Below are 21,224 nucleotides of genomic sequence, written 5' to 3'. Positions count from 1 at the left end.
GATGGCGTGAATCTGATGTGTACCTCTTGACGTCTTGCCGCATCGGGCCCTCCGAAGGGTGGCTGGACCGGTGAGGTGATGCTCCGCCGCGGGCGGGAGTGGCGCGGCCCCGGGCCGGGCCGACGGTGCTGGGATGTCCGCGCGCACGGCCGCGCAGGCCGGGTGCGCGCGCCACCTCACCGGAAGGTCCACACCCATGGCCGTACGACCCTCGTCCCCGCTCGCCGTGCGCACCGCCGCGGCAGCTCTGCTCGCCGGCGGCATGCTGGCGGCGGGCGCGGCCCCGGCGCTCGCCGCGGAGCCCGCGGCGGCTTCCGCGCCGCAGCGCGCCGCGGCCCCCGCGCCGACCACCGTGACCGTCACCGGAGACGGTCAGGCCACCGCGAAGCCCGACATCGCCATCCTGCACATCGGTGTCGAGACCACCGCGAAGACCGCGCAGGCGGCGCTGACCGCACAGAACAAGGCCTCCGAGGCGATGCTCGACGCCGTGCGCAAGCAGGGCGTCGAGGAGCGGGACATCCGCACCGAGAGCCTCAACGTCTCCGCGGTCACGCAGCACGACCCCGACGGCGGCAGCAAGGTCACCGGCTACCAGGCGGGGCAGGTCTTCTCGGTGCGCGTGCGAGACATCGACAAGACCGGCGTGGTCCTTCAGGACGTGATGGACGCGGCCGGTGACGCGGGCCGCATCCACTCGGTGGCCTTCGACGTCGCCGACACGGGCGGACTGCGCGAGCGGGCCCGCAGCGCCGCACACCGCGACGCCCACGCCAAGGCGGCCCAGTACGCGAAGCTGAGCGGGATGAAGCTCGGGCGTCTGGTCTCCGTGAACGAGGGCGACAGCGGCGCACCGCGCCCGGTGGCGCTGCCCGCGGTCCAGTTCGACAAGGAGGGCGTGCCGGTCGCGCCCGGCGAGGTCGAGGACCGTGTGTCGGTGACCGAGGTGTACGAACTGCGCTGAGGCGAGGCGGTTCCGCGCGGCCCGGTGGACTCGATCCGCCGGGCCGCGTTCGTGTCGGCGCTTGCGTGGTGGCGCGGCGCGCTGTGTTCAGCGGCCGGAGCGGGCGAACGACCCTCGGTCCAGGCCGAGTTCACCGGCCAGTGCGTCGTCCACCCAGGTCAGCATGGCCGTGCGCGAAGGGCCTTTGGCGTACGCGGTGTTCTGCACCGCGAGACCGTCCAGGAGCGCGGTCAGGCGCAGTGCGGTGGCGGCCGGATCGGGGCAGGTGAACTCGCCCGCCGCGACGCCCTCGGCGATCACACCCGCGAGCGCGTTCTTCCACTGCCGGTCGAGGTCGCGGGTCACCCGGCGCAGCTGCGGTTCGCGCTGCCCCGCGGCCCAGCCCTCGATCCACAGCCGCCAGCCCTTGGCGCTGCCGGTCGGCGCGTACCAGCGGATGGCCGCGCGCAGCCGGCGCAGGGCCGTGGTGCGGCGGCCGAGCAGCTTGTGGAGATGGGCGAGGTCGCCCTGCGCGGCATGCGCGAAGGCGGCGGCGACCAGCTTCTCCTTGGTCGAGAAGTGGTACAGGACCAGGGCGTTGCTGACGCCGAGCGAGGCGGCGACATCGGCGATCCGGACCGCGGCGACACCGCGCTCCTCGATCTGCTCGACGGCGGCACGCAGGAGTTCCTCGCGTCGCTCCTGCACACTCAGACGGACCCTGGCCACACCGTCACCCTAGTTGGCGATCAACGCGGCGGGTGAGCGGGGGTTCGGGCGCCTCAGCGGTACGGGCCGGGCACTTCAGCGGTACATCCCGGGCACTTCAGCGGTACGGGCCGTAGCGCGCGTCGATCTCGGCCTGTCGCTCGCCCGCGAGGGCGTGCGCCGCCGCGCGCGGGGTGCCGCCGTCCGCCGCGGCGCGGTCGAGCACCGCCCCGACCAGATCGCGCAGCGCACGGCGGGTGTATGCGAACGCCTCCTCGGCATCGGCACCGATGTCCCCGAACAGCGTCCACCACCACCAGGCGTTGGTACCGGAGTTGACCACCACGTCCGGCAGCACTGTGATCCCGCGCGCGGCGAGCAGCGCCTCGGCCTCGGGCAGCACCGGCATGTTCGCCGCCTCGACGATCCAGCGGGCGGTGATCCGCTCCTGGTTCGCGGCGTCGATCGCGTACGAGACCGCCGCGGGCACCAGCACGTCGGCCTCCACCGACAGCCAGGCGTCGCCCGGCAGTTGACGGTCGGCGGGCCGCAGCGCCGTGCGGTCCACCGCTCCGTACGCGTCGCGCGCGGCGAGCAGTGCCTCGACGTCGAGGCCCTCCGGGTTCGCGACCGTGCCCCGGACGTCGGCCACGGCCACCACCTTCAGCCCGGCCCGGGCCAGGAAGCGCGCGGTCGCACCGCCCATCGTGCCGAGCCCCTGGACGGCGACGCGGGTCCCCTCGTACGGGACGCCCGCGCGGTCCAGGGCGGTCAGCACGGACTCCGCGACGCCGCAGCCGCCGACGAGTTCGTCCAGGCCGATGCCGTCCACCCGCAGCGCGAACGCCGCGGCGAGTCGCCTCCGCGCCTCGGTCTCGTCCTCGAGCAGCGGGTAGACGGCCTGCACGGAGGAGACGAGCCCGGCCTCCGCCATGGCCTTGTCGACCACGTCCTGGGTGAGGCCGAGGTCCTCGCCAGTGGTCCAGAAGCTCTCCACATAGGGGCGCACCGCCTGTAGATAGCGCACGAGGACGCCGTACGCCTCGGGGTCGCGCGGGTCGCAGTCGATGCCGCCCTTGGCGCCGCCGAGCGGGATGTACCGCGCGCCGGGCCGGTGGTGCAGGGCCTCCTTCATGGACATCCCGCGCGCCAGGCCCGCCACTTCGTCCAGGGTGCAGCCCGGGCGCATCCGCAGTCCGCCGCTGCAGACCCCGCGCACGAGCCGGTCCACCACCAGGTGCCCTTGGCGTCCGGTGACGTGGTCGGTCCACGTGAGGGTGAGCAGTGGGGTGTCGGGCATGGTGCCTCCGTACGGGCGGCTACTGATCGGCCGTTCAGTATGGGGAGGCGTCGCGCGGCCCGTCAACGCGCGGCGGGCGACCAGTGCGCGGGGCGGTGCAGGCCGTCCGGAAGGAGCGTCGCGGCATCGCCCTTGGCCGCGACCAGCTGGGACTGCGTCAGATAGACGGTGTCGCGCAGGTCGGCCCCGGACAGGTCCGCGTCCCGCAGATCGGCCCCGATCAGATCGGCCTGGCGCAGATCCGCGCCGCTGAGATCGGCCGCGACGAGCAGCGCCCCGCGCAGGCTCGCGCCGCGCAGGTCGGCGCGGGCCAGATCCGCGCCCATGAGGTCGGCGCCGCGGTGGTTGCGGGGGCGGCCGGGCGCCTGGGCGCGGTGCAGGTCGCCGGCGCGCAGGAGCAGGGTGTTGACCTCGTGGCGCACGGCCGGGACGTCCGTGTCCAGGAGCGTGCCGGCGTTCTGCCGGGTCAGGGCATCGACCCTCTCGTACGCGGCGCGGAGCTCGCGGTGGACCGGGCGGGCGGCGGGCAGGGTGAGGGCCTCGGCGAGGAAGCGGAGCAGCTCGTGCAGCTGCCGCATCACGGGGAAGACCGCGAACATCTGCCGCGCCGTCCCCTGGGACGTACGCCAGTCCGCGCCGCCGAAGGTCACCTGGGACACCTTCTGGCCGGCGCCCGCGCAGTCGAACACCGTGCAGCCCGTGAACCCCTTCGCGCGCAGGTCGGCGTGGATGCCGCAGCGGTGGTCCTGCCGCAGATTGCGACAGGGCGTGCCGGCCGCCTTGTTCACGGCGAAGTCACCGGACTTGGCGAAGGGCAGCGCGACACAACAGAGCGCGAAGCAGGAGGCGCAGTCTGCTTGGAGGTCGGGGTGGGTGGGGGTCGGGTGGCTCGGGGTGGGGTTGTTCGGGGTGAGGGGGAGGAGGGGGCGGGGTGGGGTGGAGGTGGGCTGGGTGGGGGCGGTTCGGGAGGACGTGGGGGAGGGTGATTGGGTGCGGGTGGGCTTGGCGGTGCGTGAGCGGGGCTTCTTGCGGGCGGATCCGCGTCCGTTATCCGTTGGCCTGGGGCTCCCGGGGGCCGGCGTACCCGAGGTGCGCTTGTCGGCGGCGAAATCATCGGCGGTCCTGCCGGGTTTGCTGCCCGAGGTCGGCTTGGTCCCTTGCGGGTTGCTGCCCGAAGTCCGCCTGGTTGCTTGAGAGTTGCTGCCAGGCGTCGACTTCGTCCCTCGCGGCCCGACACCCGAACGCGGCTTCTCGCCGCTGCTGCTTCGGCTCACCCTGCCGCCGGTGGCCGCCTTCCGGCCGGTGCCGGCCTGCGTCGCTTTCGCGCCCGCGCCGCCGGACGCTGCATGGGCCGTACGCGCCTTGCGTTCCCCCGAGCTGCGCGTGCCCGCCGTACCGCCGACCGCATCGCCCGTGCCGTCGCCCGAGCCGCGCGCACCCTCCCTGCGGTCACCCGACGCGGGCCTCCCCGGCGTTTCGGGTTCCTGACGCGTGGGCTTCCTGCGCTGGCGTGACACCGGGTGAGCTCTCCTGTCGTGGGGCGGGTACGAGACCCGCGGCGATCCCCTCATTGTGCGAGGTCCCGGACGAGGCGGTGGAATCAGGCCCTTCGGTGAGGGTGTGGGCGGGCGAGACCATTGGGTCGGCGGCGGAACCGCTTCGTTCGGCACGGGCGTCACGGTCCGCTCGGATGCGGCCGCACTGCAGGATGATCCCGGCCGTGCAGACCCCGATGCCGAAGGCGGCCCAGGCGACGAAGGCCAGGTGGGCGGTCGGCCCGTCCGCCCAGGTGTCCAGCCAGGCCACGCCGCACAGACCGAGCGCGCCGAGCAGACCGGCCACGCGGGCCTTCGCCGGCGTGCGGTCGGAGTGGGGTGCGGGGCCGACGGTCACGGGGCGACATTCTAGGGCGGCTCGGGCATACGTTCGGTGCTCCGCCCTGTCCGCCACTCTCTGCCCCGCACCGCGGCCCTGTCCCACCTGTCATGGTGGTGGCCACACCTGCGATGGCAGTAGCGAACCGCGCCAAGGCCGGCCGCCGCCCCGCCACGGCATACCGTCCGCCGGCACGCGCACCTGTGCGATCCGGCCCCTGAGCCGCTCCGGCGACGGTTCGAGAGCGGCTCGCAGGAGGAGTTGAGAGGCGGGCCCCGGGCGAACCTCGGGCGGTGGCCGTGCAGGTTCGAGCGAGGCAGGAGCGCCACCTGGGCAGGCACGGGTCTGCGGCCGAATCGGGGCGTTCGGGGCGGTGCCGACGCGGTTCGCGGGCGGCTTCCGGGCGGCTGCGGAATCGCAGGCGGAGTGGAGGCACCTCCAAGGCGATTCTGCCGACGGAACGGAACGGGGCTGCGGCCAGTGCAGCGCGGGCGGGGCGGGCGTGCGGGTGAGGCAGGGCCGGCCGGGAGCAGGCCCCGTGCTGCCCGCGAACGGTCATGCCCGCGAACGGTCCCGCTCGCGGACGGCTCCGTCTGCGAACGGCGCCCGTGAAAGGCCCCGCCCCTGAACGGCGGCCCCCACCCCGCACCCGCCGCGGAATCTTGCGTGCCCCTCCCACGTTGAGCAGGGCGTGACGTCCACGAGTCGCCCGAGTTCCGCGCACCGCGGATCCGGGCGGGCGCGTGCCCATAATGAAGCCCCACGCCCCCCATCCTGGAGCTGCCGTGACCGCCTCGCGTTCCCTGAGTTCCGCTGTCCGTTCGCTCAGGCCCCTCGCGTTCGGCGCGGATCCGACCGGTGAGCGGATGGCGCGTATCCGCAGATCCCCGCACTTCGCCGACGGCACCTTCCAGAATCCCGTCGAGGGCAGGCCCGGCCCGCACGGCTCGAAGCTCGCGTTCGCCAAGACGTTCTTCGACAAGGAGCAGCGCATGCGGCGCTCTCCCGCCGGCCTGATCCCCGTGCACCCGACCACCCTCGCCGACCTGGCCGAGCCCCCGGCCGACGGGCTGCGGATCACCTGGATGGGGCACTCCAGCGTGCTCGCCGAGATCGACGGCCGCCGGGTGCTCTTCGACCCGGTGTGGGGTGAGCGCTGCTCGCCCTTCTCCTTCGCCGGGCCCAAGCGCCTGCACCCCGTACCGCTGCCGCTCGCCGCGCTCGGCCCGGTCGACGTCGTCGTGATCTCGCACGATCACTACGACCACCTCGACCTGCCCACGATCCAGGCCCTGGCCGGCACGGACACCGTGTTCGCCGTCCCGCTCGGCGTGGGAGCGCACCTGGAGCGCTGGGGCGTCTCCGCGGACCGGCTGCGCGAGCTGGACTGGCACGAGTCGACGTCGGTGAACGGCCTGACCCTGACCGCCACCCCGGCCCGCCACTTCTGCGGCCGCGGCCTGCGCAACCAGCAGCACACGTTGTGGGCCTCCTGGGTCGTGGCCTCGGACGGGCACCGCGTCTACCACAGCGGGGACACGGGCTACTTCCCCGGCTTCGCCGACATCGGCCGCGACCACGGCCCGTTCGACGTGACGATGATCCAGATCGGCGCCTACTCCGAGTGGTGGCCCGACATCCACATGACGCCCGAGGAGGGGCTGCGCGCCCACCTCGACCTCCAGGGCGGGCCGCGCGGCGTGCTGCTGCCGATCCACTGGGGCACGTTCAACCTCGCCCCGCACCCGTGGGAGGAGCCCGCCGAGGGCACGCTCGCGGCCGCCCGTACGGCGGGCGCGGCCGTGGCCCTGCCGCACCCGGGGCTGCCCTTCGAACCCGCCGGGGCGCTGCCGACCGACCCGTGGTGGCGCCCGGTCGCGGCGCGCGCGGCGGCGGGCGAAACCGCTCCGGAGCCCGCGCCGGCGCCCGTGGGCACTCCCACCACCGCCGCGTAGCGGGGTACCGGCCTCGGCGCCAAGTCCCGCCCCCTGTACGGCGGGTCACCCGCCTGGCCGGTGCGCACGCCCGTCCGTCAGACTGCCCCGCATGGAGCTGATCGGGCAGGGGCGGGACGCCGATGTGTACGCCCTGGACGAGACCAGGGTGCTGCGGCGCTACCGGAGCGGCGGGCGGCCGACCGAGCGGGAGGCCCGCCTGATGACGCATCTCGCGGCGAGCGGCTTCCCGGTCCCGGAGGTCCACGGGGCCACCTCCACCGACCTCGTGTTGGAACGCGTGGCCGGGCCCACCATGCTGGAGGTGCTCGCCCGGCGTCCGCTGCAGTTCCACACGCTGGGCCGGATGCTCGGCGCGCTGCACGACCGGCTGCACGCGCACCCGGCGCCGACCTGGCTGCCGCAGCGGTTCGGCGGGACCGGAGACGACCGGGTGCTGCACCTGGACCTGCACCCCGGCAACGTGATCCTCACCGGGCGCGGCCCCGTGGTCATCGACTGGAGCAACGCGGCCGCCGGCGATCCGGCCGCGGATCTGGCGATGACGCTCGTCACCGTGGGCGGGGCCGAGGTCCCCGGCCTGGCGGCGCGGCTGGGGCGCGGACTGCTGCTGCACGCCGTACGCAGGGGGAGCGCCACCGACCCCGGGCCGCGCCTCGCGGCAGCCGTCGAGGTCAAGTTGACGGATCCGAACCTGCGCCCGGCCGAGGAAGCCTGGCTGCGGCGCCGTGCGGGGCGACTCAGGCCGTCGGTCTGAGCCAGGCGCGAGTCGGGCCAGGGGAGGGCTGGGCCGGTGCAACTCAGGCCATAGGTCTGAGCCCGGCGCCAGTCAGGCCGGCGGACAAGCCACCCGGCTGAGCCTGGCGGCCACCCGCCTCCGAAGCCGGCGCCTCACATCCACTTCACCCCGTCCTCCTCGTGCTCCCGCACCCGGTACGCCATCATGCGCGCGAGCAACTCCTCGGGCACCGGCTTCCCGTACGGCAGCTTCACCGAGCCCTTCCCCGTGTCGTACGCGGAGAGCTCCGGGGCGAAGGCCTCGCGCGTGCTCGGCGTGAAGACGATGTTGGCGTGCGCCTTGTGCCCGCTGAGCGCGAACAGGATCGTGCCCGAGGGGTGCACCCACGCAGGACAGCCCCATTTGATGGCCTCGGCAGCGGACGGGACGGTCCTCCCGATCAGCGCCACCACCTGGTGGAGGAGCTCACGCGCCGGACCGGAGAAGCCCGCCAGATACGTGTCCACTGTCGTCGGCTTGTCCATGAGGCCAGTCTGGCACCAGACACGGAAGCCGGTCCGGCGTCAGGCGGAGGGGCCGGTCCGGCGTCAGGCGAGGGACCGGTCCGAGCACCGGCCGGGTGACGAAGGGATGCCATGAGCGCGTACGGACGCTGGATCGACGACTCGGGACTGCCGGCGTTCGCCCTGCCCGGCGGCCCGCCGCCACCGGCCTGGAACCGCGTCATCGACCCGCCTACCCGCCGGCGCTGGGTCCACCTCGGCAACCGCAGGCTCACTCTGGTGGCCGACACGGACGGCCGCTGCGGCCTGTGGGACGAGTACGAGGACCTGCGCTGGCTGACCGAACCCGAACCCCGGGGCACGGGCGTCGGACGGGTGACCGAGGACGGGCGCGAGCTGCTGACCTCGGCGCGGGACGAGGGCGGTGACGGGGACGGACCGCGGATCGTCTTCGGGCCCACGTATGTGCGCGCGAGCAGGGAGACCGCCGACCTCGCCCTCGAACGCACCGTGACCGTGCCCGAGGGCGAGGTGCCCGTCGTCCTCATCCGCGTCACCGTCACCAACCGGCGTGCCGGGCACGTCAGTTGGACGCTGAGCGAGGAGTGGGACGTACGGCAGCGCGTGCTCGACTACCTGGAGATCGGGGTGCGCGCCCACCCGCCCGTGTACGAGGGCGGGCACCCGCTGAGGCTGGAGGGCCCGGACGGCGTCGCGAGCGAAGGGGCGCAGGGGCTGCTGCGCGTGGAGGTCCCCCTGCGTCTCGGTCCGGGTGAGCGGACGTCGGTGCTCTTCCGGTTCGGGACCGCCGCCGATGCAGCCACAGCCGCACCCGCACCCGCGGATGCAGCCGCAGCCGCCACCGACGACCTCGCCGCCCTGCGCCGCCGCCTGCCCGAGGCCCACGCCGACCAGGCGCCGCAGGCCGCCCGCGAGGTCCCCTGGCACGCGGCCCTGCTCACCGGCGGCGCCTGCGCGGACGGCGTCCTCGGCGGGCACACCCTCGACCAGGGATCCGCGTATTCCTACCGGCACGGCTTCAACGGCGCCGCACGCGACCCGTTGCAGCACGCGCTGCCCCTCGTCTACACGGAGCCCGACCTCGCCTTGTCCGTGCTGCGCAACACCTGCGCCTGGGCGGGCCCCGACGGTGAACTCCCGTACGCCCTCGACAACAGGAAGCAGCCCCGCACCGACCTGTTCCGGCCCTCCGACCAGAACCTGTGGACCCTGTGGCTGGCCGCCGAGTACGCGGCCGCGACCGGGGACCTCGCCGCCTTCGACGAACCCGCGCCCTTCCATCCCGTGCACCGCGCCCCCGAAGTGCCGCTCAAGGAGCATCTGCGCGGACAGTTCCGGTACTTCAGGGACGTCATCGGGACCGGGGAGCACGGGCATGTGCGGATCCGCAACGCCGACTGGAACGACCTCGCCCTCGACGAGGCCGCGGGCGTGGACCGGCAGACGATGATCGAGCGCGGCGAGTCCGTGCTCAACTCCGCCATGGCCGCCTGGGTGCTGCCCGTCTACGCCGGACTCGCGGACCGGCTCGGGGACGCGGAGACGGCCGCCGAGGCGCGGACGTTCGCCGAGGAGCTGCGGCAGCGGGTCGCGGGGGAGTGGACCGGGCGCTGGTTCCGGCGCGCGCTCGGACCGGGCGGCGCACAGGTCGGCGCGGACGACCTGTGGCTCGAAGTGCAACCCTGGGCGATCCTGTGCGGCGCCGCGAGCGACGGGCAGGCGCGTGAACTCCTCGCAACCATCGACGCGTTGCTCCGCCGGGACGCCCCGCTCGGTGCCCGGCTGCACTGGCCGCCGCGCACCGACGGCATGGGCGGCCACTGGTACGCCGTCAATGCGACGCTCGTGTGGGCCGCCGCGCGGATCGACCCCGCACTCGCCTGGGACGAGTGGCGCCGTATGTCCCTCGCGGCGCACACCGAGGCCTATCCCGACGTCTGGGAGGGCACCCTGTCAGGCCCCGACGCGTATCTGCCGCCCGAGTCCGAACGCCCGGGCCGTACTTGGGTGTTGCCGGACCTCGGTGTCGCGATGCAGGCCTGGCCCGTCGGCAATCTGCACAGTCACTCGCAGCCACTGCTCGCGTATCTCAGGCTGCTCGGCGTCGGGCCCACGGCGCACGGACGGCTCGCGGCCGGCGCGGGCGCCGCCTTCCGCAGCCGCACCCTCACGGTGCGGCCGGACGGTTCGGGACGCCTCCTGGGGCGGGGGGAACTGGCCGTCGAGACCCCCGACGGAAAGCTCAACTGCGGTAAAACAGAGGCCGGTTGGGGAGCACCGCCCGCGGGATGAGAAGCTGTGGCCGATGAGACTCCGGTTACGCGGGCGCACAGGCCTCGCACACCTTCGTTCACCAGTCCGAACGCATATAGCAGAGCTCGCCGAGCTTCGCTCGACTTTGTCAACTGACGCTCGCACATGATGCATTCGCGACTACCGTGTGTGTTCGCCGATGTACGTGCCGGACGCAAGCCAGTGCCCGGACGGACCGGCCGTGCGGTGCTGCCACATCGCACTCTTCCGCATGCCACCCGGCACCCGGACCAGGCTCCGTAGCACCACCTTGCGCATCACACGTTGCACCAGACCCAAGCGAATTCCACCCGAGGACGCCGATGTCGAATCTCCGCGAACCGGCCGCACGCGCAGATCGCCGTGAGGGCGGGCGGCACGGCAGGCAGCCGAACCGCGCCGCCCAGCCGTCGCTGCCCGAGACGCACATACGCCGACAGCTCCTGCGTATCGCGGTCCTGCCCGCCGTCGCGGTGACCCTGTGCGGCGCGGCCGCCGTCCTGTTCACCCTGCGCTCCACCGGCGCGAGCCCGGACACGAAGCTCTGGGTCGTGCTCGCGGGCGCCGGCCTCGTCGCCCTGGCCGGAGTCGCCGCGGCAGCCGTCGCCGCCGACCGTTCGGCCCGCGCCGCCCGCGAGCGGCTCGTCTCCCTGCGCAAGAACAGCGCCCGCAGCCAGGCCGACCTGCGCCAGCTCGTCGAGCGGCTGCGCCGCGGCGAAGGCCCGCCGCCGCGCAAGGCGCCCCCGCGGCCCAGCAGCGACCCGGATGAATTCGAGCAGCTGGCCGAGGAGTTGCACCGCGCGCACGACATGGCGGTCGCCTCCGTGGTCCAGGCGTCCCAGCTCTCCAGCCACGCGGGCAGCGAGCAGAAGGTCGAGGTCTTCGTGAACCTCGCCCGGCGCCTGCAGTCCCTGGTGCACCGCGAGATCCAGCTCCTCGACGAGCTGGAGAACGAGGTCGAGGACCCCGAGCTGCTCAAGGGCCTCTTCCACGTCGACCACCTGGCCACCCGCATCCGCCGGCACGCGGAGAACCTCGCGGTGCTCGGCGGCGCGATCTCCCGCCGCCAGTGGTCCAACCCCGTCACCATGACCGAGGTGCTCCGCTCGGCCATCGCCGAGGTCGAGCAGTACTCCCGGGTCAAGCTGGTCCCGCCGATCGACGGCACCCTGCGCGGCCACGCGGTCGCCGACGTCATCCACCTCCTGGCCGAACTCGTCGAGAACGCCACGGTGTTCTCCGCCCCGCACACCCAGGTCCTGCTGCGCGCCAGCCATGTCACGGCCGGCCTCGCGGTCGAGGTCGAGGACCGCGGCCTGGGCATGCCGGTCACCGAGCAGAACAAGATGAACGGGCTGCTCTCCGACCCCGACCAGGTGAACGTCGCGAGCCTGCTCTCCGACGGCCGCATCGGCCTGTTCGTGGTCTCGGCGCTCGCCCGGCGGCACGGTGTCGCGGTGCGGCTCCAGTCCAACATCTACGGCGGCATCCAGGCCGTGATCGTGCTCCCGCAGGGCCTGCTCGGATCCGAACCGGCGGCCCAGCAGCAGTCCGGCCAGACCGGTCAGTCGGGCCAGACCGGCGAGCAGCCGCGGGTCAAGGCCACCCCGGCCGCAGAGCCCGCTCAGCTCACCGCCGCGCAGGACACCGGCGCCGTCCGGCAGCCGATGCCCCAGCCCGTCCCGCAGCCCGTGGCACGCACCACCGGGACACCCGCCCTCGCCTCGCACGCCGCCCCGGCACCCTCGCTCGGCCACGTACCGGAGCAGCCGCAGCGCGATGCACCGCCGTACCAGCCCAACGGCGCGGGCCTGCCCGTGACGGGCAACGGCGCGCGTCTGAACGGCAGTTCACCCCTCCCCGTGCGGGCCACCCACGAGGAGCGGAGCACTCCCGCCGAGGCCGTCCCGGGCATCCGCCCCGAGGACCGCGCCGCCGCCACCGAGCACCACAGCACGCCCCCGCCGGTGCAGGGCGCCGTGCGCGGCACCATGGGCCGCCCCCAGCTGCCCAAGCGCCGCGCCCAGGAGCACCTCGCCCCGCAGCTGCGCGACGAGCCGGCCACCCGCTCCGACAGCGGACACCTGGTCGGCCACGACCCGGGCCTGATGGCCGCGTTCCAGCGGGGCATCGGACTCGCCGAGGCGCAGGACGCCCTGCCCGACCCCGCTCAGGACCGTGAGCAGAGCCTGCGCGGCCGGGGAAGTGACCCGGCCTCATGACCGCCCTGCCCACGACCCCCGGGGCACCCGCCACCCCCGGGACCCACGCCCCCGTAATCCCGCCGCATGACCCTCGTACCCCAAGGAGTCGATCCACCATGGCGAGCGATGTGCCGACCGGCCATGTCTCCGATCTCGACTGGCTGTTGAGCGGACTCGTACAGCGAGTGCCGCACACACGGAGCGCGGTGCTCCTCTCCTCCGACGGCCTGGTGAAATCCGTCCACGGACTCGACACCGACAGCGCCGACCACATGGCGGCCCTGGCCTCCGGGCTGTACTCCCTCGGCCGCAGCGCCGGTGCCCGCTTCGGGGACGGCGGTGAGGTGCGCCAGGTCGTCGTGGAGCTGGACTCCACCCTGCTGTTCGTCTCCACGGCCGGCTCCGGCACCTGTCTCGCGGTGCTCGCGGGCCGCGACGCCGACGCGGCCGTCCTCGGCTACGAGATGGCGATGCTGGTCAAGAGCGTCCGTCCCTACTTGGTGACACCAGCGCGGCAGACCGCCGAGTCCGGCCCGAGGCTCTGAGCGTGGCGGCCCCGCAGGACGGGCCGTGGCTCGACGACGCGGCCGGCCGGTTAGTGCGCCCGTACACGGTGAGCAACGGGCGCACCCGGCCGACCGCGGCCCTGGACCTGCTGTCGATGGTGATGACCACCGGTGCGCTGCCGGCCGGTCAGATGGGACCCGAACACACCGAGGTGCTCGGTCTGATCGGGTCCCGGCCCACCTCGGTGGCGGAGGTGGCCGCGCACCTGCGGCTCCCCGCCGTGGTCACCAAAGTGCTGCTCTCGGATCTCGTCGACTGCGGGGCGCTCACCGCGAAGGCCCCGTCGTTCCGTACGCACAACCCCACCGACCGGTCGCTATTGGAGGCAGTGCTCGATGGCCTACGACGACGGCTCTGACGCCTTCGCCCAGGACTCCTTCCCCACCGCGCTCAAGATCCTCGTCGCGGGCGGGTTCGGGGTCGGCAAGACGACATTCGTGGGCGCCGTCAGCGAGATCGAACCGCTGAGCACCGAAGAGCTGCTCACCACCGTCAGCATCGGCACCGACCGGCTCGACGGCGTCGAGCACAAGACGACGACCACCGTCGCCATGGACTTCGGCCGGATCACGCTCGACGCCAAGAATGTGCTGTACCTGTTCGGCACCCCGGGCCAGGAGCGCTTCTGGTTCATGTGGGACGAGTTGTCCGAAGGGGCGCTCGGCGCGGTCGTCCTGGCCGACACGCGCCGTCTGGAGGACTGCTTCTCCGCCGTGGACTTCTTCGAGCGCCGCGGCATCGGCTTCGTCGTCGCGGTGAACGAGTTCGACGGCGCGTTCCGCTACGAGCCCGAGGAAGTGCGCGCCGCCATAGATCTCCGGCCCGAGGTCCCGGTGGTCCTGTGCGACGCCCGTATCTCCTCCTCCGGGGTCCAGACCCTGGTGACCCTCGTCCAGCATCTGCTCACCAAGACCACTCCGGCCCCGAGCTTTGGAGCTACGACATGACGTACGACCCGACCGGGCATCTGCTGCTCACGCCCATCGACAAGGACGCGCCGAGCCGGGTGCAGCGGCTGCGCCAGCTCGGCCTGGGCGAGCATCCCGACCCGGCCTTCGACGCCTTCGCGGACCGGCTCGCGGAGGTGACCGGAGCGCCCTTCTCGATGGTCAACTTCATCGACGAGAACCGGCAGTTCTTCGCGGGGCTGCACACGCCGACCGGTACGCACTCGGGCTCCGAGCTGGGCGCGGCCGCGGCGAACTCGGGCGTCAGCCGCTATATGGCCCGCGACCACGGCTACTGCCCGCACGTGGTGGTCCGCCGCAAGGCCCTCGTCCTCGAGGACGTCTGCGACTACCCGCGCTTCGCGGGCAACCCGGTGGTCGACGAGATCGGCATCCGCTCCTACCTGGGCGCGCCGCTGATCGACCGTACGGGCATGGCGCTCGGCACCATCTGCGTGGTCGACACCGAGCCGCGCCCCTGGGGGAGGGCGGGGCTCGAAACGATCAAGTCGATGGCCGCGGAGCTGATCGAGCAGATCCACCGCCGGGAGGACGGCCGGATCTGACCATGACCACCGGCGGAGCAGTCAGCCGCCGACTCCGGGTTCCGCCGACGGCAAGGGAGTTCAGACCTTGCCGACAAAGTGCGTGCGCTGCTGCGGGACCTGACCCCAGGGCCCTTCCGTCCAGTCCAGCTCATCCCTGGCCGCCGGCGGCTCCTCCCTGGGAGTCGGCGGCTCCTTCCGTACGAGCTCGCTGAGCCGGCGCGACCAGCTGCCCTTCGCCGTGCCGAGCGCGACCTCGGCGAGCCGGAGCAGCTGCACGTCCGAGGTGCCGGCGGGCGCGAAGATGTGGTGGGCGTCGCGCAGGAAGCGCTCGATGGGCCGGTCCGTGAAGAGCCCGGCGGCCGCGTGGATCTCCATCGCGTTGCGCGCCGAGTCCAGGGCCGACTCGACATTGACCACTTTGGCGTTCATCAACTCCGCGTCGCAGTCCGCCCCTTGGTCGAGCAGATGCACCGCGTGGTACGCCGAGAGCCGCGCCGTCATCAGCCGGGACTGCATCTGCCCCAGCTTGATCTTCACGTTGGACAGCGCGTGCAGCGGCTTGCCGTACCGCTCCCGCTCCGCGCAGAACCGGGTCGTCTCCTCCACCAGAGCCTGATGGATGCCCAGCGACACCGCGGTCAGGTTCGCCCGTCCGTACAGGACGCTGGAGGAGTACGCGACGGCCAGACCGTCACCTTCCTCGCCGAGCCGATTGGCCGCCGGGACACGGCAGTTGTCGAAGATCAGCTCACCGAAGCTGAAGCCGTGCAGACCCATGGCGGGCTGCTGCTCGCCGAGCGAGAAGCCCGGGCGGTCCGCCTCCACCAGGAAAGCCGTGAGCCCCTTCGAGCCAGGACCCGTGCGCACGACGACACCGTGGAGATCGCCGACGTGGCTGTTCCCCACGTACACCTTGCGGCCGTTGAGGATGTAGTCGTCCCCGTCCCGCACGGCGCTGGCCGCCATGCCGAGGACGTGCCCGCCCGACTCGTGCTCGGTGACCGCGATCGTGGGCAGGCAGTGTCCGGCCGCCACGGCCGGGAGCCACGTCTGCTTCTGCTCCTCGCTGCCGAAGTGCACGATCTTCGCCACGCCCAGCTGAGAGGCCTGCACCATCGCGCCCATCGCCCCGCTGACGCGGGAGAGTTCCTCGATGATGATGGTTTTGGCCAGATGCCCGGCAGCCATGCCGCCGTACTCCTCGGCGATGGTCGCGCCCAGCCAGCCCTGCTGGGCGATCAGGCGGGATATGCCATGGGCAGTGGTACGCGACTCCTCCATGGCCGGGATCCGCGGGCGGACCTCCCGTTCGGCGAAACCCCTGACCTGTTCGCGGAGTTGATGGTGCCGCCGGCTGGTGAAGTAGCTGTCCATGGGTCCCATGGTGTCCATCGCGAGCCTTCCTCCGTGAAAAGCCTGCTCGCAGGGTTGTTCGAGCAGGAGTTTTCTTCGAAGTGGTCCCGTCCCGAACAGACCACCACACCATCTTGTTGAAGCTTGAGGCATCCACAAGATCGTCCAGCAACTTTGGCGCAAAAACGGACAGTTGACGATCCGCTACGCGGCGTCAGGTGCGGTGAGTCCATCCGGTCCACGCCCGAGGCATTCCCTCCGGCCCGCCGGGTGCCACATGCCCGAGGCAACAGTTTCTGCGGCATATGGCAGACCGGGTCACGAGATCGGCCTCTATTGCTCAGAGTGTCTCCATCGAGCGACAGAATCCGGACACACTCGCCCTCGTCCGGGCCGGAATTGGACTCATAGTTTGAGCCATCCTCGTTCCGCATCCTGAGACGCGGTTACGGGAGTGCCGGGGTAGGTCCGGAGTGCCGGGGTTTCGGCTGCCGGGCTCAGTCGTAGCGCGCATCTTCCGGAGGCTCGCCCGTCCCACCCGTCGCCGCCCGGGGGAACGGGTGTTCGCTGGCCGGAAGGCCGATGATGCAGGAACGGTTCGGCTACACCGGGGTACGGGAGCGGGCGGCCCGGCGCGTGGAAGCGTGAAGGGGCGTGAAGGGGGCGCCTTTCGGGTGGCGCGGCGCCCCCGGGGTGTGCCGGATCAGGCCAGCACGTCCACCGCCAGCTCCCGGACCACCGCCTCGTCCACCTCGACGCCCAGGCCCGGCCCGGTGGGAACGTGGGCCACGCCCTTCTCCACCCGCACGGTCGGCCCCGCATAGGGGGAGCCGATGAACTGGCGCCCGTTGAGGTCGACCGGGGAGTCGATGCCATGGGCCGCGAACAGGTGCAGCGATGCGGCGAGGCCCAGGTCGGAGTCGGTGAGGCCCGAGCCCATCAGCCGCACCCCGCTGTCCTCGGCCAGCTGGCAGAGCCGGCGCGACAGCGTCAGCCCGCCGCTGCGCTGCACCTTGGCGATCGCCACGTCCACCGCCTCCAGGCGTACGAAGGTGGCGAGGTCGGAGGGGTGCCGCAGGGACTCGTCGAGGGCGACCGGCAGCGGAGAGGCGTCCCGCAGCCGGCGCAGCCCCGCCACGTCGTTGGCAGGCAGCGGCTGCTCGAAGGCCGTCACGCCGAGCTCGTCCAGGCGGCGGGCGATGCGGATCGCGCTGTGCACGGAGTACGCCTGGTTGGCGTCCACCCACAGCGGGGCGCCCGGGGCGTGCTCCCGTACGGCCGCGACGACCGCGAGGTCCGTCTCTTCGTCGTGCAGCCCGATCTTGACCTTGAAGGCCTGGTAGCCGAGAGCGAGTCCTTCGGCCACGCTCTCGCCCACCTGCGACGGGGTCTGCCCCGACACGATCCACCCCAACTGGAGCGATTCCGTGCGCCGTTGACCCCACAGCACACCCAGGGGGACGCCCGCCGCCCGGCCGAGCAGGTCGTGCAGGGCCACGTCCACCGCCGACTTGGCGAGTGGGGCGCCGATGCTGAAGCCCCGGTTCACCGCACGGTCGAAGGTGCGGTCGACGCCGTCCAGGTCCCAGGCGGCGCGGCCGGTGACGGCCGGGGCGAGATAGCGGTCGATGGTCGTCACGATCGACTCGGCCGTCTCGTAGGTCCAGGCGGGGATCGGGGTGGCCTCACCCCAGCCGTGCACGCCGTCCGCGCTCACCTTCACCAGGACCCGGATGCTCGGCCGGCCCGCGACGGCCACCGAGCCGCCGGAGACCCCGAAGGAGCGGTGGGTGGGCAGGGCCACGGCGAAGGTCTCGACGCGGTCGATCGTCAGCGAGGTGAGGGGCGCCGGGGGTGCGGCGGGCGGGGAGTCGGAGGAGGCGGTCGGTGCGGTCGGCTGGGGAAGTGCTCCGGTCGGTTCCATGTCCCACGGGGGCCTCTCGGTCGGGGAGTTGCGGACGTACGGCGCACGAACCTCGGGCAGGGCCGGCTCGGCGGCGCGGAAACCTGTGCACGACCTATTGACCGTGCACTCGGGCGGTCATTAGCGTGACCGGAAGCGTATCAGAAAGCGCTTTCTGAAAGCGGTTCCGGTCGGATGGGGAGCGGCAAGTGGGCTTCCGTCGAAGGGAGTTGCTTCGGGAGGCGGCAGGGGTGCGGCGCGGAGCACGCGCACGCGCCGTCACCGGCCACCGGCGGCCGGGCATCACCCGAGTCATCACCGGCCACCGGCGGCCGGGCACCACCCCGAGCACCCGGCTCTCCGTCAACTGAAGTCACCCTCAGGGGAGTTCCTCGTGAGTCAGAGCGCACTGTCCTCGGCACCCGTGAAGACGGCGGGTGTCGCGCTACGTGAAAGCCCGAGCGCGCGCGAGCGGTTCGCCGACGCCGTGGAGAAGAGCTGGCGCCCCGTCGCCCTGCTTGTCGCGTGCTTCGTGGCGTGGTGGGTGATCGCGGCCATGGAGCTGGTCGAGCCCTACCTGGTGCCCTCGCCCGGCAAGACCTTCGAGGTCATCCTCGACAAGCCCGACTACCTGTGGCAGCACAGCTGGGTCACCACGTACGAGACCCTCATCGGGTTCGTCGTCGCGGTGGCCATCGGCGTCCTCGCCGCCGTGGTGATGGTGTACTCGACCACCGTCGAGAAGACCCTCTACCCGATCCTGCTGTTCGCCCAGGTCGTCCCGAAGATCGCCATCGCGCCGCTGTTCGTGGTGTGGCTGGGCTTCGGCATCGCGCCGAAGATCGTGATCGCGGTGCTCATCGCCTTCTTCCCCGTGGTGATCTCCATGGTCACCGGCCTCAAGGCGGTGGACCCGGAGATGCTCCAGCTCTCCTCGACGATGGGCGCGAGCCCCTGGCAGACCTTCGTGAAGATCCGCTTCCCCGCCTCGCTGCCGCACCTCTTCTCCGGCCTCAAGGTCGCCGTCACGCTCGCCGTGACCGGGGCCGTGGTCGGTGAGTTCGTCGGGGCGAACGAGGGACTCGGCTATGTGATCCTCCAGGCCAACGGCAACCTCGACACCCCGATGCTGTTCGCCGGCCTCCTGGTGATGTCCCTGATCGGCGTGGTCCTCTTCGTCATCGTCGAACTCGCCGAGAAGCTGCTCCTGCCCTGGCATGCGAGCCGCCGCGAGTCCGGCGTGACGACCGCCTTCTGAGCGCACCGCCCGGCGCAGTACCCCCGGCACGTCCACGAACCGCCCGGCCCACACCCGCAAGCGCCACCCCCCCCGGCACGTCCCGTACCGCATTCCCGTCAAGACATCGATGTCCGCTCGTGAAAGGGCAGGCCACATGCACCCGCGCAGAACCCTGATCGGCCTCGTCCCGCTGCTCCTGGTCGCCGCCACGGCCTGCGGCGGGGACGACTCCTCCACCACGACCAGCAAGGACGGCAAGAAGCTGGACAAGGTGACGCTCACGCTCAACTGGTATCCGTACGGAGAGCACGCGCCGTTCTACTACGGCAAGGCGCAGAAGATCTTCGAGAAGCACGGCATCGACCTGACCATCCAGGCGGGCCAGGGCTCGCAGAAGACGGTCCAGGCCACCGCCGCCGGGCAGACGGACTTCGGCTGGGCCGACACCCCCGCCGTGCTCGCCGGTGTCGAGCAGGGCGTGAACGTCAAGAGCCTCGGGGTCTTCCTCCAGACCACCCCGGCCTCCGTGCAGTTCTTCGCCGACCAGGGCATCAAGTCGCCCGCCGACCTCAAGGGCAAGGTCATCGCCGGTACGACGGGCGACGCGCTGTCGAAGACGTTCCCGGTGTTCCTCGCGGCCAACGATCTCGAAGAAGGGGACGTCACCGTCCAGAACACCGACCCCGCGGGCAAGATCGCCGCGGTGATCTCCGGCAAGACGGACGCGCTGCTCGGCTACGCCAGCGACCAGGGCCCGACCATGGCCGACAAGGCCAAGAAGGACGTCGAGTACCTGCGCTTCTCGGAGCACGGACTCAACTTCTACTCCAACGGCCTGATCGCGGGTCAGAAGACCCTGTCCGACAAGGACTTGGCCCAGCGCATGGCGAAGGCCGTCAGCGAGGCGTGGACCGCGGCCGAGAAGGCGCCCGACGACGCGGTGGCCGCGATGGACGGCGCCTCGGAGCAGCTGCCGCCGGAGGCGGTGCTCACGGAGCAGTTCAAGACGACGCTGACGCTGCTGCACACGGAGGCCACCGAAGGTCAGGTCCCCGGTGCGAACACCGAGGACGACTGGCAGAAGACCATCGACGTCTTCAAGGAGGCCGGCATGGTCCAGGACGCCAAGCCCGTGGCGGACTACTGGGCCGAGGACCTGGCCCCGAAGAGCTGACCATGCCGGGAGCGCAGATGTCACCCACACCGACCCACCGGCCCGACGGGGCGAAGATGACCCAGCTCGTCAAGGACAGAGCGCCGGACGGCGCGCAGGAACCGGCCGTACGGCTCGCCGATGTCGCTGTCCGCTTCCGCAGCAAGAAGCGGGACGTCACCGCACTCACGGATGTCTCGCTCGACGTCACACCCGGGGAGTTCGTGGCGATCGTCGGCCCCTCGGGGTGCGGCAAGTCCACGCTCCTGAAGCTGGTCGCGGGCCTGCTCAAGGCCTCGGCCGGACAGGTGCGGCTGCACGGCGAGCAGGTCGCGGGACCGCGCCACGACATCGGATATGTCTTCCAGCGGGCCGCTCTCCTTGAGTGGCGCTCGGCGCTGAAGAACATCCTGCTGCAGGCCGAGATCCGCAAGCTGCCGGCCGCCGAGGCGCGGGCGCGGGCGGACGAGCTCATCCGGATGACCGGCCTCACGGGCTTCGAGGACGCGCTGCCGCACGAGCTGTCCGGCGGCATGCAGCAGCGCGTGGCCCTGTGCCGGGCGCTGCTGCACCGGCCGCCGGTGCTGCTCATGGACGAGCCGTTCGGCGCGCTCGACGCGCTCACCCGTGAGCAGATGAACGTCGAACTCCACCGGATCTGGCGGGAGACGGGCACCACGGTGCTCCTCGTCACGCACTCCATCGCGGAGGCCGTGTACCTCGCGGACCGCGTCGTGGTGATGAGCCCGCGCCCCGGCACCATCCAGGAGATCATCCAGGTGGGCCTGCCGGCGGAGCGCGACTACGCGGAGACCATGGGCCGCGCGGAGTTCCGGGATGCCACCACGCATATCCGGGGGCTGCTCGGGACGTCGGCGGAGGACGACTGACCTGCCGAGGTCCCGTACGAAGAGCGCCCCGCCCCCTTTCTGACGAGGGGGCGGGGCGCTTCCAGTTGCTGTGCCTCAGTGCA

The 21,224-nt window shown here is 72.2% G+C and carries 19 protein-coding genes; 12 read left to right on the top strand and 7 right to left on the bottom strand.

Annotation, left to right across the window (positions count from 1 at the left end):
- Positions 1-196: 196 nt before the first annotated feature.
- On the top strand, positions 197-964 hold the full coding sequence (locus tag BLT97_RS03180; protein ID WP_093607070.1) for an SIMPL domain-containing protein: 768 nt from the start codon (positions 197-199) through the stop codon (positions 962-964).
- A gap of 87 nt (positions 965-1,051) precedes the next feature.
- On the opposite strand, the gene BLT97_RS03175 is transcribed toward BLT97_RS03180, so the two are convergent.
- The 4 genes from BLT97_RS03175 to BLT97_RS38370 form a co-directional block, all read right to left on the bottom strand.
- The gene (locus BLT97_RS03175) at positions 1,052-1,672 is read right to left on the bottom strand and encodes a TetR/AcrR family transcriptional regulator (protein WP_176953621.1); all 621 of its coding nucleotides are present in this window, start codon (positions 1,670-1,672) and stop codon (positions 1,052-1,054) included.
- 97 nt (positions 1,673-1,769) lie between these two features.
- Positions 1,770-2,951, bottom strand: a complete 1,182-nt coding sequence (locus BLT97_RS03170; RefSeq protein ID WP_093607069.1) for a glutamate dehydrogenase — start codon at positions 2,949-2,951, stop codon at positions 1,770-1,772.
- A 62-nt stretch (positions 2,952-3,013) separates the two neighbouring features.
- Positions 3,014-3,769, bottom strand: a complete 756-nt coding sequence (locus tag BLT97_RS38375; protein ID WP_245769175.1) for a pentapeptide repeat-containing protein — start codon at positions 3,767-3,769, stop codon at positions 3,014-3,016.
- A 631-nt stretch (positions 3,770-4,400) separates the two neighbouring features.
- Positions 4,401-4,844: a hypothetical protein gene (locus BLT97_RS38370; protein ID WP_245769109.1), complete on the bottom strand. Its 444-nt coding sequence runs from the start codon at positions 4,842-4,844 to the stop codon at positions 4,401-4,403.
- A 767-nt stretch (positions 4,845-5,611) separates the two neighbouring features.
- Here BLT97_RS38370 and BLT97_RS03160 point away from each other — a divergent pair.
- Positions 5,612-6,781 carry an MBL fold metallo-hydrolase gene (locus BLT97_RS03160; protein ID WP_176953620.1) on the top strand — a complete coding sequence of 390 codons (1,170 nt, stop codon included), beginning with the start codon at positions 5,612-5,614 and terminating at the stop codon, positions 6,779-6,781.
- Between the two features lie 91 nt (positions 6,782-6,872).
- Positions 6,873-7,538, top strand: a complete 666-nt coding sequence (locus tag BLT97_RS03155) for a phosphotransferase (protein ID WP_093607066.1) — start codon at positions 6,873-6,875, stop codon at positions 7,536-7,538.
- A 134-nt stretch (positions 7,539-7,672) separates the two neighbouring features.
- Here BLT97_RS03155 and BLT97_RS03150 read toward each other — a convergent pair whose 3' ends face one another.
- Positions 7,673-8,044, bottom strand: coding sequence for an iron chaperone (locus tag BLT97_RS03150; protein ID WP_093607065.1), 372 nt, complete (start codon positions 8,042-8,044; stop codon positions 7,673-7,675).
- Between the two features lie 111 nt (positions 8,045-8,155).
- On the opposite strand from BLT97_RS03150, the gene BLT97_RS03145 reads away from it, so the two are divergent.
- The 6 genes from BLT97_RS03145 (at position 8,156) to BLT97_RS03120 (ending at position 14,620) form a co-directional block, all read left to right on the top strand.
- Positions 8,156-10,336: a GH36-type glycosyl hydrolase domain-containing protein gene (locus tag BLT97_RS03145; RefSeq protein WP_093607064.1), complete on the top strand. Its 2,181-nt coding sequence runs from the start codon at positions 8,156-8,158 to the stop codon at positions 10,334-10,336.
- Between the two features lie 323 nt (positions 10,337-10,659).
- Positions 10,660-12,558 (top strand): sensor histidine kinase, encoded by a 1,899-nt coding sequence (locus tag BLT97_RS03140; protein WP_093607063.1) that lies wholly within the window; start codon positions 10,660-10,662, stop codon positions 12,556-12,558.
- Positions 12,559-12,656: 98 nt separating this feature from the next.
- Entirely contained in the window at positions 12,657-13,085 is a 429-nt protein-coding gene (locus BLT97_RS03135; RefSeq protein WP_093607062.1) for a roadblock/LC7 domain-containing protein, read from the top strand.
- Between the two features lie 2 nt (positions 13,086-13,087).
- Complete coding sequence (locus BLT97_RS03130; RefSeq protein ID WP_093607061.1) at positions 13,088-13,465, top strand: DUF742 domain-containing protein; 378 nt, start codon at positions 13,088-13,090, stop codon at positions 13,463-13,465.
- Entirely contained in the window at positions 13,443-14,054 is a 612-nt protein-coding gene (locus tag BLT97_RS03125) for a GTP-binding protein (RefSeq protein WP_093607060.1), read from the top strand. Before BLT97_RS03130 ends, BLT97_RS03125 begins: the two co-directional genes overlap by 23 nt.
- Positions 14,051-14,620 (top strand): GAF domain-containing protein, encoded by a 570-nt coding sequence (locus BLT97_RS03120; RefSeq protein WP_093607059.1) that lies wholly within the window; start codon positions 14,051-14,053, stop codon positions 14,618-14,620. Before BLT97_RS03125 ends, BLT97_RS03120 begins: the two co-directional genes overlap by 4 nt.
- Positions 14,621-14,680: 60 nt before the next feature.
- Here BLT97_RS03120 and BLT97_RS03115 read toward each other — a convergent pair whose 3' ends face one another.
- Both BLT97_RS03115 and BLT97_RS03110 read right to left on the bottom strand, forming a co-directional pair.
- Positions 14,681-15,976, bottom strand: a complete 1,296-nt coding sequence (locus BLT97_RS03115) for an acyl-CoA dehydrogenase family protein (protein ID WP_093607738.1) — start codon at positions 15,974-15,976, stop codon at positions 14,681-14,683.
- A gap of 682 nt (positions 15,977-16,658) precedes the next feature.
- Positions 16,659-17,879 carry a mandelate racemase/muconate lactonizing enzyme family protein gene (locus tag BLT97_RS03110; protein WP_093607058.1) on the bottom strand — a complete coding sequence of 407 codons (1,221 nt, stop codon included), beginning with the start codon at positions 17,877-17,879 and terminating at the stop codon, positions 16,659-16,661.
- 373 nt (positions 17,880-18,252) lie between these two features.
- Here BLT97_RS03110 and BLT97_RS03105 point away from each other — a divergent pair, with 373 nt between their 5' ends.
- The 3 genes from BLT97_RS03105 (at position 18,253) to BLT97_RS03095 (ending at position 21,141) form a co-directional block, all read left to right on the top strand.
- On the top strand, positions 18,253-19,116 hold the full coding sequence (locus BLT97_RS03105; RefSeq protein WP_093607057.1) for an ABC transporter permease: 864 nt from the start codon (positions 18,253-18,255) through the stop codon (positions 19,114-19,116).
- A gap of 136 nt (positions 19,117-19,252) precedes the next feature.
- Complete coding sequence (locus tag BLT97_RS03100; RefSeq protein WP_093607056.1) at positions 19,253-20,272, top strand: ABC transporter substrate-binding protein; 1,020 nt, start codon at positions 19,253-19,255, stop codon at positions 20,270-20,272.
- A 56-nt stretch (positions 20,273-20,328) separates the two neighbouring features.
- Positions 20,329-21,141: an ABC transporter ATP-binding protein gene (locus BLT97_RS03095; protein ID WP_093607737.1), complete on the top strand. Its 813-nt coding sequence runs from the start codon at positions 20,329-20,331 to the stop codon at positions 21,139-21,141.
- The last annotated feature ends 83 nt before the right edge of the window (positions 21,142-21,224 follow it).

The organism is Streptomyces indicus, from assembly GCF_900100315.1.
In the GTDB taxonomy this organism is placed as follows: domain Bacteria; phylum Actinomycetota; class Actinomycetes; order Streptomycetales; family Streptomycetaceae; genus Streptomyces; species Streptomyces indicus.
This window is presented reverse-complemented; position numbering and strand designations above follow the sequence as displayed.

Coding starts and splice junctions, on each gene's coding strand:
- BLT97_RS03180 (WP_093607070.1), top strand. CDS start 197: ATGGCCGTACGACCCTCGTCCCCGCTCGCCGTGCGCACCGCCGCGGCA.
- BLT97_RS03170 (WP_093607069.1), bottom strand. CDS start 2,951: ATGCCCGACACCCCACTGCTCACCCTCACGTGGACCGACCACGTCACC.
- BLT97_RS03155 (WP_093607066.1), top strand. CDS start 6,873: ATGGAGCTGATCGGGCAGGGGCGGGACGCCGATGTGTACGCCCTGGAC.
- BLT97_RS03150 (WP_093607065.1), bottom strand. CDS start 8,044: ATGGACAAGCCGACGACAGTGGACACGTATCTGGCGGGCTTCTCCGGT.
- BLT97_RS03145 (WP_093607064.1), top strand. CDS start 8,156: ATGAGCGCGTACGGACGCTGGATCGACGACTCGGGACTGCCGGCGTTC.
- BLT97_RS03140 (WP_093607063.1), top strand. CDS start 10,660: ATGTCGAATCTCCGCGAACCGGCCGCACGCGCAGATCGCCGTGAGGGC.
- BLT97_RS03135 (WP_093607062.1), top strand. CDS start 12,657: ATGGCGAGCGATGTGCCGACCGGCCATGTCTCCGATCTCGACTGGCTG.
- BLT97_RS03125 (WP_093607060.1), top strand. CDS start 13,443: ATGGCCTACGACGACGGCTCTGACGCCTTCGCCCAGGACTCCTTCCCC.
- BLT97_RS03120 (WP_093607059.1), top strand. CDS start 14,051: ATGACGTACGACCCGACCGGGCATCTGCTGCTCACGCCCATCGACAAG.
- BLT97_RS03115 (WP_093607738.1), bottom strand. CDS start 15,976: ATGGACAGCTACTTCACCAGCCGGCGGCACCATCAACTCCGCGAACAG.
- BLT97_RS03110 (WP_093607058.1), bottom strand. CDS start 17,879: ATGGAACCGACCGGAGCACTTCCCCAGCCGACCGCACCGACCGCCTCC.
- BLT97_RS03100 (WP_093607056.1), top strand. CDS start 19,253: ATGCACCCGCGCAGAACCCTGATCGGCCTCGTCCCGCTGCTCCTGGTC.
- BLT97_RS03095 (WP_093607737.1), top strand. CDS start 20,329: ATGACCCAGCTCGTCAAGGACAGAGCGCCGGACGGCGCGCAGGAACCG.